The following is a 14,474-nucleotide window of genomic DNA, read 5'->3' as shown; positions in this document are numbered from 1 at the left end:
GCGCCGCCCCCGCACCCCCGGCTCCGGGCGCGCGGTCACCGACCACGCCTCACCCACCGACGTCACACCAGGAGAAGACCATGCCCACGTTCATCGGACTCGTCCCCGGCTACGGCGCGAGCACCATCACCTTCGACGACGACCTCACCATCGGAGCGACCCGCTACCACCTCAGCGGCCCCCGCGTGCACGGCGTCGTCGTCGCCGTCCCGCTGCTCGACACCCCGACGCAGCAGCCCGGCACCGGCCGCCTCGCCATGGTGTTCGGCGACGGCCCACCCCCGCCGCCCGGCGCCGACCCCGACACCTTCCGACGACGCGTCGACCGACCCACCGCCAACGGGCTGCGCCTCACCGGCACCACCACCGTCGAGATCGCCCGCGCCGCCCCGGCCGTACGGGTCAGCACGCACGACCTCGGCGTCAGCGTCACCCGCGAGACCCCCGACGGCGCCCGACCCGCGCCCGCCGCCACCGCCGACCGGGTCGCCAGCGTCCTGGCCCTGCTCGCCCGGCACTTCTCGCACCGCCACCTGACCGTTCTCGCCCGGCTGCACACCGCCCGCCTCGCCGCGCTCGACCGGGCCGCGGCCACACGACCCAACTGAACCGCACGCCTAACCCTCCCCGCGAACCAACCCGGGCGGGCGCCGGACGGCAAACCGGCGCCCACCTCGGCACCAGGAACCCCTGACCGAAAGGACCCACCGTGCCCACGCGCACCCTCACCCACCCGCCGACACCCGCCACCGGCCTGCACGTCGTGCAGTACAGCGGCGGCATCGGCAGCTGGGCCGCCGCCCAACGCGTCGCCGCCGAACACGGCACCGCCAACCTGGTGCTGCTGTTCGCCGACGTGCTGACCGAAGACGAGGACCTGTACCGGTTTCTCGACGACTCCACCGCACAGCTCGGCGTCCCGCTGACCCGCGTGGCAGACGGCCGCAACCCGTGGCAGCTGTTCCACGACGTTCGCTACCTCGGCAACAGCCGCGTCGCCCCGTGCACCTACTGGCTCAAGATCGTGCCGTGTCGCCGGTGGTTGGAAGCCCACGCGGACCCGGCCACCACCACCCTCTACATCGGCCTGGACACCTCGCCCCGCGACCGCGGCCGCGCCCCCGGCATCGCCGCCGGCTGGGCACCATGGAACGTCCGGTTCCCCCTGCTCGAACGGCCGCCGCACCTGAGCAAGGACGACCTGCTCAACTGGGCCCGGCAACTCGGGCTACGCCCGCCGCGGCTCTACGGACTCGGCTTCGAGCACAACAACTGCGGATCGACATGCGTCAGGGCAGGCAAGCGGCACTGGGCCCGCGTGCTGGACGTGCTTCCCGACCGGTACGCCGCCGCCGAACGCGAAGAGAACCGGCTACGCGCCGAACTCGGCGACGTCGCCATCCTCACCGAGCAGCGCGGCGGGCAACGCCACCGCCTGCCACTGGCCGCGCTGCGCCAGCGCCTGGCCGCCGGAGGCCAGCCGTGACCGCCACACTGCCCACCTTCTACCTCGGCACCCACCAGCCGGCGTGGCTGGCCGCCTCCGACGTGCCACTGTTCGTCTCCCACCGCCGCCTCGCCGGCCGCCGCACCCTGCCGCGCGCCGCCGCACCATGGGCGCTCGACAGCGGCTTCTCCGAACTGTCCCTGTACGGCGAATGGCGCACCAGCGCCCGGCAGTACGTCGCCGCCGTACGCCGCTACCGCGACGAGATCGACCGGCTGCAATGGGCCGCACCCCGCGACCACATGTGCGAGCCCGACATCCTGGCCCGCACCGGCCGCAGCACCGCCGAGCACCAGCGGCTGACCACCGCCGACTTCATCGAACTGCGCAGCATCGCGGCGGACCTGCCGTTGATCCCGGTCCTGCAAGGGTGGTGCCGCGGCGACCACCTTCACCACGCCGAGCAGTACGAGCGTGCCGGGGTCGACCTGTCCGCGTACCCGGTCGTCGGTGTTGGGTCCGTCTGCCGCCGGCAGAACACCCTCAGCGCCTACCTGATCTTCACCGAACTGGCCCGCGAGACCGAGCTGCCGCTGCACGGGTTCGGCGTCAAAACCACCGGCCTGCTCGACTACGGCGACCGGCTGGCCTCCGCCGACTCGCTCGCCTGGAGCGTGTCCGGCCGCCACGAGCCCGGCTGCACCCCAACCCACACCACCGAAGCCAACTGCCAGCCCTACGCCCTCGCCTGGCGCTCCGAACTGCTCGCCCGCCTCCACCGGCCCACGACCAGCCACGACGACCGTACGGGGGTGGCGGCATGACCACGAACCACCTCGCGCTCATGCTGCCCGGCGCCGAACAGTGGTGCCAGCGATGGCGCCGTGGCGACCACTCCTGGCGCCCCACCAGCGAAGGCGGCTTCGACCCCGCCCGCTACACCGTGGCACCGCTGCGCACCGCACCGGTCGGCCAGTTCATCGCCCAACATCACTACAGCCGCAGCCGAGCCAGCACCGTGCTCGGGTACGTCCTAGTCGACCTCTGGCCCGACCCCGACCCCGACGCCCAATGGCTGGACCTGCAGCCGCTGCGCAGAGACTGCCTGCCCGAACCGGGCCGGGCGCACAAACGCGGGCAGATCGTCGGCGCGTTGACCCTCGGCAACCCGATGAACCGGTTCGTACTCCCCGCCACCTTCCCCGGCCTCACCCCGTACAAGCAGGCCCTTGAGCTCAACAGGCTCGTGCTGCTCGACCGCGTTTTGGCGCCGGCCGAGTCATGGTTCTGCGCCCGGTCTCTCCGGCTGGCCGGCCGGCTCGGCGTCCGTGGCGTGCTGGCCTACTGCGACCCCGTTGGGCGCCACCGCATCCAGCCCGACGGCACCGTCGAAATCCTCACCCCCGGTCACTGCGGCACCGTCTACGCCGCCATGTCAGGCCGGCAACTCAAGCGCGGCCGCGCCAGAGTCCACCTCCTGCTCCCCGACGGCACCACCCTGGTCGGCCGCAGCGCCAGCAAAATCGTCGGCGGCGAACGCGGCGCCCAGGGCGTCATCCAAAGGCTGATCAAACTCGGCGCAACCGCACCGAAACCCGGCACCGACCTGACGGCCTGGTTCAACGGCACGCTCAAAGACCTCGGCGTCGTCGAGTACGACCACCCCGGCAACTACAAATTCGCCTGGCCCACCGGCCCACGCAAACAACGCCGCCGGGTCGACATCCGAGGCGTCGTCGACGGCCCATACCCAACCCACATATTCCCATCGGTCGCCGTACCCACGGGACGGCCCCGATGAACGCCATCGACCCGAACCGGCCGGTCGTGCTCAGCCTCGGCATGGGCACCGACAGCGTCGCGCTGCTCACCCGCTGGCTACTCGACCCCGACAGCCGCGGCTTCGACCTGGACCGCCTGGTCGTGCTCACCGCGATGACCGGCGACGAGTACGCCACCACTGGCGAACTCATGACCACCCACGTTCTGCCCCTGCTGCGGCACAACAGCGTTCGATACGTGCAGCTGTCCCGCGCCGGGCAGTCCAGCGCCGCCGGGTACGCCGTCCTCGACGACAGCCGCGCCCCGACCGCCATGCACATGCGCGGCCCGTGGCGGCTATCCGATGAACTGCGCGCCAACGCCACCGTGCCCCAGGTCGCCCACGGCCAGCGACGCTGCTCGATCCGCGCCAAGGGGGAGCCCCTGGACGCGTGGATCGCCGACCACATCGGCGGCGACTACACCCACGTCATCGGGTTCGGCGCCCACGAACAAGCCCGCATCACCCGCGACACCAGCTACACCCGCAACGCGCGCCGGCCCTTCTACCCGCTGGCGCGGTGGGACTGGGACCGCACCCGGGCGCACGCGTACCTGGCCGACGTCTACGGGGTCCGGTGGCAGCGCAGCTGCTGCACCTACTGCCCATTCAGCGCGACCAATCCCGACGAACTCGCCGAGCGGTGGCGCCGCGAACCCGACGCGGCCCACGACGCACTCGACCTCGAGTACGCGGCGCTGGCGTGCAACCCACGCTCCAAGCTGTTCGGCCGCACCAGCGCGCACCAGTTCGCGGCCCGGCACGGCTTCACCGCCGCGCTGCGTCAGACCGCACAGCGGCGCGCCACCGGCGCGTGGAACCTGATCGAGATCCGGCGGGTCTACACCGCCCGCCGCGGCCAGGCCGACCGCAAGGGCACTGCCTGGCGCAGCCTGCGTCAGCTCGCCACCGGCGACCACGCCACCCTGCGCGCCGACCTCGCCCGCCGCGCGGCCGCCGCGGGCGTGCCCGTCGACGTCGACGACATCGGCGTGCACCGAGCCTGGCTGCGCCGCGCGGCATTGCCGTACCCGACCGCCGAGCATCTGCTCCTGGTCGCCCCCGCCGGCGCAATCGACAAGCAGCGCACCGGCTTCGAGCGGCTCTGGCGCTCCACCACCACCGAACAGCAACTCGCGCTATTCGGCACCGCCCCGCTCATCCCGTGAACGCCCCGGCCCACCCGCGCGGCCCACCCGCGCGGTGGCCACCCGACCGCTGTCCACCAACCCTGTGCTGACAAGGAGCGCACCATGTCCACCCCTCGATCCAGCCGCCCCGTCACGCCCCGCGGCCCGCGCCGGCCCGGCGACGCCAGCAGCCACGCGTGGCGGATCGCCGAAGCCGTCGACGTCGCCTGGAGCCGCCACCACTCCACCGGAACCGACCTGCACATCCCGGTGTCCGTCGTGGCGGCGCTCAGCCTGTGCGGCGGTCGCGCCGACCCGGACGGCCCCGACCCCGCGCAGCTGGTCGCCCGGCTCGACCCGGCCGACCTCGCCCGCCTCCTGCGCGGCATCTGGCGCGCGTTCGTCACGACCCGCCCGGACCTCGCCGTCCGCGTCATGCCGCTGATCTCCTGGCTGCACGACAACCCCAGCGACTGGCAGCTGTCCGGCGCGCACACCGCAGTCCGGGCCGCGTTGCGGGCCGGCATCCTCACCTTCGCCGCCGACATCGACCAGTGCCGCGAAACCGACCTGCTCGGCAACCTGCTGCAGATGCTGCGCAGCCACCGCAGCAAAGCCGGCCGGGGCCAGTTCTACACCCCGCAGCCGGTGGCCGAGGCGCTGGCCCTCATCAACCTCGGCGGGCTCATGGCCGAAGCCACCAAAGCGACCGAACGACCACCCGGCCAGTCGATCCTGGACCCGGCCGCCGGCACCGGCGCCCTGCTGTGCGGCGCGGCGCGCGCCCTTCGACAGCGGGGCCTCGACCCTGCCGATCACACCTGGTACGCCAACGACATCGACCCCCTCGCCGCGGCGTGCCTGGCCGTCAACGCCCACCTGTGGGGACTCGGCCCGAACGTGGTCATCGGCTGCGACGACGGCCTCGACCCGCACTGGATCGACCGCGCCGTCCAGGACCGCAACGACGGCATCATCGGCCTGCAGGTCGCCCGGCAGATCGTCGTCCTAGACATGCTGACCACCGCCCTCGAACCACCCGCAGCCTGACCCCTGCCGACGCCCGACCCGCCGCAATCCGGGCCGGGCGCCGGCCACCTCGAAGGGAACGCCGCCGTGCCGACCACGACACACCGCCGGAACTCAGATGCCAACCACACCCACGCGACCGGTACCATCGAAAACCTCTCGACCGGATCCTTTCCGCGTCGGGGGTTCCTGAAGGATGGCCGGGGCTTTGCCGGCTCGGGGCTTCACCGCCCCGGGCGCCGCTCTGCGGCCCCCGGCCATCCCCCCTATCCGGGCCAGGCCGTCAGCGGGGTACCAAACGTGGAGATCCGCACCATCAACGGACGCCGCGCGACCGACCGCGCCGGCGCCGCCGAGGTGCTCGGCGTCTCCGTACAAACGATCGCCCTGCGCGCCTCCCCGAAACAGCGGCCAACCTCCGGCTTTCCCGCCTCGATCGGCACCGAGGACCGCCGTGAGTGGTACGCCCTCGACGACCTCGACGCGCACGCCGACGCCTTGCGGGAGCAGCACCCCGACACCCCCCGCCGTGCACCGGCCTGGCTGCGCGACGGCGACCCCGACGAACTGCTTCCCGCCACCACGTTCCGGGCCGCAGCCGGCATTACCCAGGGCACGTGGAAGCGGTACGTCCAGACTTCCAAGCCCGAGTGGGACGCCGGCCGTGACGGCTACCTGCTGAAGCCCGACGACGAGGAGGACTACCGGGGCACCGGCAAGCGGTACTCCTGGAAACGCAGTCGCATGATCGCCTGGCTGGACAACCGGCCCGGCGAGCGGGCCGGTGCCGGCCGCAAAGGCGGCGACAGCCCGACCATCGACGACGCGGTGAACGCACTGCGCGGCGCCGGCGGTGACATGAGTTACACCGAGCTGGCGGCCGCCCTCGGGGTCAGCCACTCTCTGGCCCAGTTTCTGCTCAAGCAAGCCCGGGATCGGCTCGCCGCCGCCTCGAACTAGCCACGGCTCACGCAGAAGGCCACGTCCACCGGGACGTGGCCTTCCGTGTGTTCGAGTAAGAGCCGTCCCCCGCTGAACGTCTCTGACCCGTCTACGCCGCCGTCGCCTCGCGCATCTGCTCGTCGACGACCGGCTCGACCGGTCGCTGCGCCGGCACGGCAGGCACCGCCCGCACCGCATCATCCGGTGTCGACGACTGCGCCACCCGACGCGCGGGCCGCGGTGGTGCCGCATACCCCATCGCGGTCAGCATCGCCGCCGACCAGCCCTCCTGCACCGCCCGCCGGAACGCCTCGGCATACCCCGCGTCAGCGTCGGACACCCGCGACCGAGCCTGCTCGATCAACCGGTCGCCTTCACGGCGGGCTTGCTCGATCAACTCGCGCGCCCGCTCTCGGGCCGCCTGCACTCCTTCCTGCGCGGCGACACGCTCCGCCGCCGCTTGTCCCACGTCGCCGATGAACGCGACCTTGCCGCTGAGCAATTCGCGGGCGCGTTTCTCCGCGTCTCGCCGTCCCCGTGTATCTGGCATGTTCTGGACCATAGCCCGCGTCTGCCACGATGCAAGGACGTCGATCACTCGCCGGCCGGCGACGCACCCAGACCCAAGGTCACAGCCCGCCGCCGCGCGCGGAGCCTGCCCCGTCGGTACCCCGAGCCCTCACACCCGCGCCCGGCCGATCCGCGCCGCGCAGCCGGCCAACCCACGGCGACGCGCGCCCGCCGTGCCCCGAACTTCGCTGCGAGGGCGACCGCAATGTTGAGCGCCAGGTATTTGTCCGAGGGCGCGCCGGCTAAGTGTCTCGGCCTACTGCGGGATCTCTGGCCTGACTAAGCCCGCGCGGCATCTGCCCCCGCTGAACGGGGTTGGCACCCGACCGACCTACCGTGGCCCGGACGGTGGGCGGCCGAGCTCGGGCCCGGAGGGCGGCCGGAGTCGTTACGCGGTGCGGCGAATGTGTCGTACCGCTGCTGCATCATCGACGCCTGGTGATGGGTGCTGATGGGCGGGCGGATGCGCGGCCGCCGGCGGTGCGGCGGTTGTTGGCCGAGCACGCCGGTCCGCGGCGGCGGGTGGTCGACGATCACATGTTCATGCGAGGCGCCTTGAGGGACTCCACACGGCTCAGGGGATAACTACTCTTATCCGCTGAGCCACGGTAGGATCTCAGCGGATAACGTAGTCCCAGCGGCCACGAAACCCGGGCCGAAACTCAGCGGATAACAAGGAGACGGCCCGTGGCCGAGACCCCCGAGCACGCCGACACCGACCGCACCAACGACGCCCCGTCCGTAACCCTCGCCGACGTCGCAGCGGCGCTCGCCTCCGGGAAGGGCAGCGTCGGCAAGACCACCTCCACGGTGCACCTCGGCGCCCTGCCCACCAAGCCGGTGCTCATCACGGACACTGACGGCGCTCCCCGGCTCGACGACGGGGACCGCCACGCGCAGCTGCGCTCCGCGGTCGAGCGGGCCACCAGCCAGTACGACCTGATCCTCATCGATGTTCCCCCGAGACCCGACCTCCTCCCGCTGGTCGACCCCGACGACCCGCGCCGCGCGCGATGACGAGCCAGCGCCACGATCGCGTGGCCGAGGTCGACTGGGGTCACCCGCGGCCGCCGCGCCCCGGCGCGCTGCCCACCGAGGAGCAGATCGCCGCCATGACGCGCTCCGAACTGTTCGCCATCGCCGCGCCGGCGGTCGAGTACTACCAACGCGCACCACGCGCCTTGGCGCCCAAACAGCAGGCGGAGTACGAGGCATGGTGGAAGCTGTTCCGCACCTACTTCAGTCCAGAAGACGCGATCGGCGCCACGCGCCAGTACGTGGAATCCGGCCACGATTCGTACTGGACGGGGCGTCCCGCCCCGGTGGAAGGCGACCGGGCATGACGGCGCCCGCTGCCCCACGGCGGGTCCATCTCATCGACGGCCTGGTCCCATCGGGCGGGAGGGTCTACGCGGTCTGCACCTGCGGCGCCCGGACCACCCCGCGGGTCAGCGAGGACCGGGCGCTGGCCGCTCTGGTGGAGGCTCACCCGCTCACGGAACCGAAGTGCGCGCTGTGCGGCGCCGACCACGCCGGCCACGACTGGCTAGCGCTGCGCAGCAGGTACGTCCAGGTCGTCGCCGACCCGGCCACCGGGGATCAGTTCCTCGCCTGCCGTGGGATGCCCCGGTCTTGCCAGGACGGAGCCGCGCAGCGGCAGCTGCACCTCGACCGGGCCGCGGCCGAAGCCTTCGGCCTCGAGCCACGGCCCCCGGCGGTGCGAGTCGTCGGCGGCACCGCCATGGACGGCAACCGGTGACCGCGGACGTCCTCCCCCTGCACCCCCGCGCCGACACCACCGCGGCCGCCGGGCAGGCCCTGGCCGCGGTCGAGCGCTACCTCGACCGGTGCAAGCTGGCCGCCAACACGGTCAAGGCGTACCGGCGGCAGTGCACCGCCTACGTCACCTGGCTGGGCCGGCACACCGACGCTCACCCCGACGCGTTCGCCGACGTCGTCGGCGCCGAGGCCGCCGTCACCGCCTGGCGCCGGCACCTGCTGCGCGCCAAGGCCAGCCCGGCCAAGGTCAACCAGGCACTCGCCGCGGTGACCCTCATGTACGACCACGCCGCCGGGCTGCGCATCGACGTCAAGCGCGCCCAGGTGCCCCGGCCCGGGGAACCGGATGCACTCACGCGCCACCAGCAAGGGGCGGTGGAACGGGCCGCCGCGCGCCGCGGCGAACGGGACGCCGCGATCGTCGACGTGCTGCTGTACGCCGGTGCCCGCGTCGAGGAATGCGCCCGCCTCGACCTCGAAGACGTCGCCATCACCGCCCGCACCGGCAAGATCCGGCTGCACGGCAAAGGCGACGAAGTTCGGTGGGTGCCGCTGCCCGCGATCGCCCGGGAACGGATCAGCGCGTGGATACGCCTCCGCAGCAACCAGCCAGGACCACTGTGGACCGGGCAACGCGGCCCGCTGACCATCTCCGGCATCACCCAGGTCGTGCTCGCCGTCGGCGACGCCGCCGGCATCCCCGGCCTGCGACCGCACCGGCTGAGGCACACCTACGCCACCCGGCTACGCCAAGGCGGCGCCGACCCCGCCCATGTCCAGGCCCTGCTCGGCCACGCCTCCATCGAGTCCAGCGCCCGCTACTTCCGCGTCGGCCCAGCCGAACAGGCCGAGGTCGTCGAGCGGATCTTCGAATAAGGATCGCCGCCGATGGCCACCGTTCCCTTCTACGAATTCGTCGACGGGTGCCCCGACTTCGACACCGTCTACACCCGCTGCCCAACCTGCGGCGTGGTCGCCGCCTCCGGCAGCGCCACCTACCGCGTCACACCCACCGGCGATCTGGACCCCACCAACGAGATCCGGCTGATGTGCACCCCCGCCGGCCACCCCTACACAGTCACCACCGCAGCATTCCTGGCCCGAGACGCGGTGCGCACCTGCTGCCGTGAGGAGTGCCGCACCACGTTCGCCTGCCCCGCCGAGGCCGACGAAGTCGTCTGCCCCGGCTGCCGGCTCCACCAACCCGGACCGTTCCTCAACGCGGACCCCGCCCGCGCTGACTACGTCAACCGCGTCCACGCCGAATGGATGGACGACGTACGAGCCCGACTCCGCCGACTGCGCGGCCAGCCATGATCTCCGGAGGGAACACGACGAGATGCCCAACACCACCGACCGCCGCGGCTGGGAAACCGGCACCACGCCATGGGTTCGCCAGCAGCCACCCGGAACCCGATTCCTCTGCTACTTCTGCGGCGCCACCAGCGCCATCCTGTCCTTCGGCGACCACCCGGACCCCGGCCGCATCGAGGTGTACTGCGACAACACCGGGTGCGACGCGCGCACCGTCGCCGTGCTGGTCCTACAGGACGGCACCTCCGCGACCCCTGAACGTGCCGACGTACGCGCCCTGGAAGCCATCGACAACCCAGACCGCCCCAGGGCTGGAAACATCCGGGAGTTGCTGGCCATTCAGACCAGCTCCGCCGAAGTCGTTGCCCGTCGCCAGAGCCGCCCCTGACCGAACAGAACGATCGTTTGTGGACGTCGTACCGTAGACCTAATCGAAGGGACCGGCATTCCTTAGCCGGGAACCGTGGGGCGAGCACCTCCGGCTGATCCCCGCCGGACACCCCACACGCGGTGACCAGTGGGCAAGCCCGCACCGAGCGGTCAGGCGCCGACGTAGCCCCGGGGATCGGTTACCCCGGTCGCGAGGGCGGCCCGGGTGCGTGTGGCCCCTGGCGTAACCGGGGCGCGAGCCGACGGAGGAACCGTCATGGCCCGATCCACACCCATGGACCACGAGTCCGCCGACCGCATCAGCGCGGCCGCCGACCGCGATCCGGACTCACCGACCGCAGCCAGCGGCTTCGACAACCGGGCGCAGAACGCCGCGGACCGTAACGACGCGCAGGACCCGTACGACTACGACATCGAGTAGCCGGACGCCCAGAAGATGCCCGCCGCCGCGCACTGGCGGCGGGCATCTGCGCGTAGAACCCGGCCGGCCCACCGCCTTCTGTCCTGTCTCATTCGAGTTGGCCCGAGGCCGGCGCGGTGACCTGCGACGGGACAGATTGAGTGAGACGTGATCACTCCCGCGTCTCACCGAATCTGGTCCGACGGTCCGGTTCTCTCACGACCGTCTCACTGAACCTGGCCCGTGAGTCAGCAATAGGGGCTCTTGTCGATATCCGGACGAGAGTTGAGACAGGCCCAGGTCGGATGTTCGTCCGACGGTGTCAGAGCAGCGCGATGAGTTTCCGGGTGCTGATTCGTCTCAGTTGATGACTCAGAAGGAGCGGGACATGCGGATCAAGGTCAACGGTGTCGAGTTGTGTGTGGAGACCTTCGGGAACCCGGCGGATCCGCCGGTGCTACTGGTCGGCATCACCAGGTCGAGCTGGCCGGACGAGCTGTGTGCCGCGCTGGCCGGGCGGTATGTGTTGCGCTACGACCTGCGCGACGCCGGCCAGTCGACGTTCGTCGACCCGGACAACCCCACCTACGACTTGCGCGACCTGGTGACCGACGCGTCCGAGTTGTTGGTGGCGCTGGATCTGGGGCGTACGCACGTGGTCGGGATGGGCGTCGGCGGTTTCATCGCGCAACTGCTCGCGCTCGACCATCCCGACCAGGTCGTGTCGCTGACGCTGGTCTCCACCCGTCCGGTCGCGCCCGGTCCGGTCGATCCCGACTTGCCCGACCACGCGCCGCAGATGATGGGGAAGCTGTTCGGGCGTCCGGAGCCGGACTGGACCGATCGGAACAGCGTGGTCGACTACATGACCAGTTCCGCGCGGCTGATGTCCGGGTCGCGGGGATTCGACGAGCAGGACGTACGGGCGGCTGCCGGATCGGTCTTCGACCGAGCGGCACGCACGGCGAAGGCGCAGCGTGCGAGCCACCTCGGCAGCATGTTCGCGGCCATCAACTGCCGGCCGCGGTGGCGCGAGCGGCTCGGCGAGATCACCGCGCCGACCCTGGTGATCCACGGGGACGAGGATCCGTTCTTCCCACACCGGAACGGGGTCGTGCTGGCCGCCGAGATCCCGGGCGCCACGCTGCTCACACTGCCCGGCATCGGCCAGGGCGTGCCGCGCGTGACATGGCCAGCCGTCGTGGACGCCCTGCTGCGCCACACCTCCTGACCACCGCTGCGACCCAAGGGCGGCGCATGGGGCATTGGACGCCTACATCGCGGTCGTCTCACTGAGTCTGGTCTGTCCGGCGACGATCAGGCCACGTTCGGTGAGACACAGGCCGAGTTGCGTGAGACGGGACACCTTCGGTGATCTTGAAGATCCCGCGCTCCCCGGCCGCTCGGAAACCGGACGGCCCGCGTGAGGGAGCGAGTTGCGTGAGACGGGACACCTTCGGTGATCTTGAAGATCCCGCGCTCCCCGGCCGCTCGGAAACCGGACGGCCCGCGTGAGGGAGCGAGTTGCGTGAGACGGGACACCTTCGGTGATCTTGAAGATCCCGCGCTCCCCGGCCGCTCGGAAACCGGACGGCCCGCGTGAGGGAGCAAGATATACCTTTGCTAAGCAAATCCCTGGCCCTGCGGAGCCAGGGATGTCATCCTTAGCTGCGGTGAATGCGTGTCCCGACCGGGCGCGGTCGGGACTGAAGTGCACGGGAGGCCCGCCGGATGGCGCGCGAGGAGCAGGGACAGGACGAGCAGGCCGATGGGTCAGCGCCGGCCCGCAGGCTGCGCCACCGCCGTCACCACTCCCCCGGCGAGGGCCGGGCTAGCAGTCCGGGCGGCAAGACGGTCTCGTTGCGGTACGACGCGGGCGAGTACGCAGATGTGGCCGCCGCGGCGGCGCGAGCGGGGCTTCGGCCGACGAGTTTCGTGGCCGCCTCCGCGTTGGCGGTGGCGCGGGAGTCTGCGCCGCCGGTGCCGTCGCCGGTCCGGGATTTGCTGGCAGAACTGAACCAGGCTCGTACGTTGGTGGGCCGGTTCGGGGTGAATGTCAACCAGGCAGTGGCGGCGCTCAACGCGACCGGGGACGCGCCGCCGGAGCTGTTGCGCGTGTCGGAGCTGTGCGCCCGGGCGGTCGCCCGCCTGGACCAGGTGGTCGTGGCCATGCAGAGGAAGCTGCCGTGATCGGGCGGGTACTGCCGCGTGGGCAGAAGGTCGCCGGGCTGGTGCGCTACTTGTACGGCCCGGGGAAGGCAGAGGAGCACCACAATCCGCACATCGTGGCGTCGTGGTCCGGTGAGACGGCGAGCCTGGAGCCGACGGTAACCCCCCGTGGCCAGCGGGATTTCCGGCAACTCGTCGGCCTGTTGGAGGCGCCGATCAAGCAGGATGAGCAGTGGTCGCGGACGCCGGATCCGGTCTACCACGTCGCGGTCCGCGCCGCTCCGGAGGACCGGGTGCTCAGCGACGTCGAGTGGGGCGAGCTGGCGACGGAGATCATGCACAACATCGGCCTGTCCCAGCGGGATGCCGCGGAGGCCGGGGTGCGGTGGATCGCGGTGCGGCACGCCGACGACCACATCCACATCGTGGCCACCCTGGCGCGGCAGGACGGCAACCCAGTTCGCCGTAACAACGACTTCTTCCGGGTGCGCGAGACGTGCGAGCTGTTCGAGCGTCGGTACCGGTTGCGTTCGACGGCGCCGGCGGACATGACCGCAGCGCGGCGGCCGCACCGGGCGGAGCTGGAGAAGGCGCGGCGCACCGGCCGGCACGAAACCGTGCGGGACAAGTTGCGCCGGGAGGTGCGGGTGGCGGCGGCGGCCGCGATCAGCGAGAGCGACTTCTTCGCTCGGCTGGACGCGGCCGGCGTGCGGGTGAAGCTGCGGCAGAGCACCGTCAACGCCGACGAGGTGACCGGCTACGCGGTGACCCTGCCCGGCGTGCGGACCTCCGATGGGCAGCCGGTCTGGTACGGCGGTGGTCGGCTCGCCGCTGACCTGACTTTGCCCAAGCTGCGGCAGCGGTGGAGCCAGCCCGGCGATGCGGACCCGCCACGTGCGGCTGCGAAGCGGATGCGGCCTGTGGAACGCCAGCGCGTGCTGCGGGAGGCGGCGCGCGAGACGGCGCAGGCCGAGCAGGAGATGCGAAGGTTGGCTGCCGAAAACCCGGCGGCCGCCGCCGCGGCCGCGTATGCCTCAGCCGACGCGGTCACGGTCGCTGCGCGGGTCGTCGAGGGGTCACGTGGCGGACCGCTGACGCGTGCGGCGGACCGGTTTGACCACGCCGCGCGGGAGCGCTACGGGCGGGTGCCGCGCTCGCACGGGCGGGCCGAGCAGATGCGTTCGGTGGCCCGGTTGCTGGCCGCCGTGCGGCGGATCCACCCGGACGACGACACCCTGCAGGTCGCTGAGCTGATCTCGCGGATGGCGTCGCTGGCCGACACGGTTGCGATGATGCGGCGTGCCCAGCGGCGGATTGCGCAGGCCGCGGAGGCGGCCGGGGCGGCGGCGGAGCTGCGGGCGCAGGTGGGCGTCTACACGGGACGCCGGGTGAGCGCAGCAGCGACTGCTACACCAGCCCCGGCGCCGTCGCGGCGCCCTCCGTCCCGACCACCCCGGAAGGGTGGACCGTCACGATAAGGAG

At 71.8% G+C, this 14,474-nt stretch carries 18 protein-coding genes; 17 read left to right on the top strand and 1 reads right to left on the bottom strand.

Going from position 1 to position 14,474, the window contains the following annotated elements:
• The first annotated feature begins 80 nt into the window (after nt 1–80).
• The 7 genes from V6V89_RS09955 (at nt 81) to V6V89_RS09925 (ending at nt 6,388) form a co-directional block, all read left to right on the top strand.
• A complete protein-coding gene (locus V6V89_RS09955; RefSeq protein ID WP_334618726.1) occupies nt 81–608 on the top strand; it encodes a hypothetical protein in 528 nt (175 codons plus the stop codon).
• Between the two features lie 101 nt (nt 609–709).
• On the top strand, nt 710–1,486 hold the full coding sequence (locus V6V89_RS09950) for a hypothetical protein (protein ID WP_334618725.1): 777 nt from the start codon (nt 710–712) through the stop codon (nt 1,484–1,486).
• Entirely contained in the window at nt 1,483–2,271 is a 789-nt protein-coding gene (locus V6V89_RS09945) for a deazapurine DNA modification protein DpdA family protein (protein ID WP_334618724.1), read from the top strand. Before V6V89_RS09950 ends, V6V89_RS09945 begins: the two co-directional genes overlap by 4 nt.
• Nucleotides 2,268–3,248 carry a hypothetical protein gene (locus V6V89_RS09940; RefSeq protein WP_334618723.1) on the top strand — a complete coding sequence of 327 codons (981 nt, stop codon included), beginning with the start codon at nt 2,268–2,270 and terminating at the stop codon, nt 3,246–3,248. The genes V6V89_RS09945 and V6V89_RS09940 overlap by 4 nt, the downstream gene beginning before the upstream one ends.
• Entirely contained in the window at nt 3,245–4,438 is a 1,194-nt protein-coding gene (locus V6V89_RS09935) for a hypothetical protein (RefSeq protein WP_334618722.1), read from the top strand. Before V6V89_RS09940 ends, V6V89_RS09935 begins: the two co-directional genes overlap by 4 nt.
• Nucleotides 4,439–4,522: 84 nt before the next feature.
• Nucleotides 4,523–5,449, top strand: coding sequence for an N-6 DNA methylase (locus V6V89_RS09930; RefSeq protein WP_334618721.1), 927 nt, complete (start codon nt 4,523–4,525; stop codon nt 5,447–5,449).
• Nucleotides 5,450–5,728: 279 nt separating this feature from the next.
• The gene (locus V6V89_RS09925) at nt 5,729–6,388 is read left to right on the top strand and encodes a hypothetical protein (RefSeq protein WP_334618720.1); all 660 of its coding nucleotides are present in this window, start codon (nt 5,729–5,731) and stop codon (nt 6,386–6,388) included.
• A 91-nt stretch (nt 6,389–6,479) separates the two neighbouring features.
• On the opposite strand, the gene V6V89_RS09920 is transcribed toward V6V89_RS09925, so the two are convergent.
• Nucleotides 6,480–6,920 (bottom strand): hypothetical protein, encoded by a 441-nt coding sequence (locus V6V89_RS09920; protein ID WP_334618719.1) that lies wholly within the window; start codon nt 6,918–6,920, stop codon nt 6,480–6,482.
• Nucleotides 6,921–7,627: 707 nt separating this feature from the next.
• Between V6V89_RS09920 and V6V89_RS09915 the strand changes: the two genes are divergently transcribed.
• The 10 genes from V6V89_RS09915 (at nt 7,628) to V6V89_RS09870 (ending at nt 14,470) form a co-directional block, all read left to right on the top strand.
• Nucleotides 7,628–7,957, top strand: coding sequence for a hypothetical protein (locus V6V89_RS09915; protein ID WP_334618718.1), 330 nt, complete (start codon nt 7,628–7,630; stop codon nt 7,955–7,957).
• Nucleotides 7,954–8,283, top strand: coding sequence for a hypothetical protein (locus V6V89_RS09910; protein WP_334618717.1), 330 nt, complete (start codon nt 7,954–7,956; stop codon nt 8,281–8,283). Before V6V89_RS09915 ends, V6V89_RS09910 begins: the two co-directional genes overlap by 4 nt.
• Entirely contained in the window at nt 8,280–8,699 is a 420-nt protein-coding gene (locus tag V6V89_RS09905; RefSeq protein ID WP_334618716.1) for a hypothetical protein, read from the top strand. The genes V6V89_RS09910 and V6V89_RS09905 overlap by 4 nt, the downstream gene beginning before the upstream one ends.
• Nucleotides 8,696–9,595 (top strand): tyrosine-type recombinase/integrase, encoded by a 900-nt coding sequence (locus V6V89_RS09900; protein ID WP_334618715.1) that lies wholly within the window; start codon nt 8,696–8,698, stop codon nt 9,593–9,595. The genes V6V89_RS09905 and V6V89_RS09900 overlap by 4 nt, the downstream gene beginning before the upstream one ends.
• A gap of 12 nt (nt 9,596–9,607) precedes the next feature.
• Nucleotides 9,608–10,036: a hypothetical protein gene (locus V6V89_RS09895; protein ID WP_334618714.1), complete on the top strand. Its 429-nt coding sequence runs from the start codon at nt 9,608–9,610 to the stop codon at nt 10,034–10,036.
• Between the two features lie 22 nt (nt 10,037–10,058).
• Nucleotides 10,059–10,421 carry a hypothetical protein gene (locus tag V6V89_RS09890; protein WP_334618713.1) on the top strand — a complete coding sequence of 121 codons (363 nt, stop codon included), beginning with the start codon at nt 10,059–10,061 and terminating at the stop codon, nt 10,419–10,421.
• A 258-nt stretch (nt 10,422–10,679) separates the two neighbouring features.
• Nucleotides 10,680–10,844 carry a hypothetical protein gene (locus V6V89_RS09885; RefSeq protein ID WP_334618712.1) on the top strand — a complete coding sequence of 55 codons (165 nt, stop codon included), beginning with the start codon at nt 10,680–10,682 and terminating at the stop codon, nt 10,842–10,844.
• A 367-nt stretch (nt 10,845–11,211) separates the two neighbouring features.
• On the top strand, nt 11,212–12,054 hold the full coding sequence (locus V6V89_RS09880; protein WP_334618711.1) for an alpha/beta fold hydrolase: 843 nt from the start codon (nt 11,212–11,214) through the stop codon (nt 12,052–12,054).
• 500 nt (nt 12,055–12,554) lie between these two features.
• Nucleotides 12,555–13,013, top strand: coding sequence for a hypothetical protein (locus V6V89_RS09875; protein WP_334618710.1), 459 nt, complete (start codon nt 12,555–12,557; stop codon nt 13,011–13,013).
• Nucleotides 13,010–14,470, top strand: coding sequence for a relaxase/mobilization nuclease domain-containing protein (locus V6V89_RS09870; RefSeq protein WP_334618709.1), 1,461 nt, complete (start codon nt 13,010–13,012; stop codon nt 14,468–14,470). Before V6V89_RS09875 ends, V6V89_RS09870 begins: the two co-directional genes overlap by 4 nt.
• Nucleotides 14,471–14,474: the final 4 nt, after the last annotated feature.

Origin of the sequence: Micromonospora sp. CPCC 206061 (genome assembly GCF_036906915.1) — a bacterium.
Taxonomy (GTDB): domain Bacteria; phylum Actinomycetota; class Actinomycetes; order Mycobacteriales; family Micromonosporaceae; genus Phytohabitans.
The sequence above is the reverse complement of the archived record's forward strand: the minus strand, read 5'-3'. Positions and strand labels throughout refer to the sequence as shown.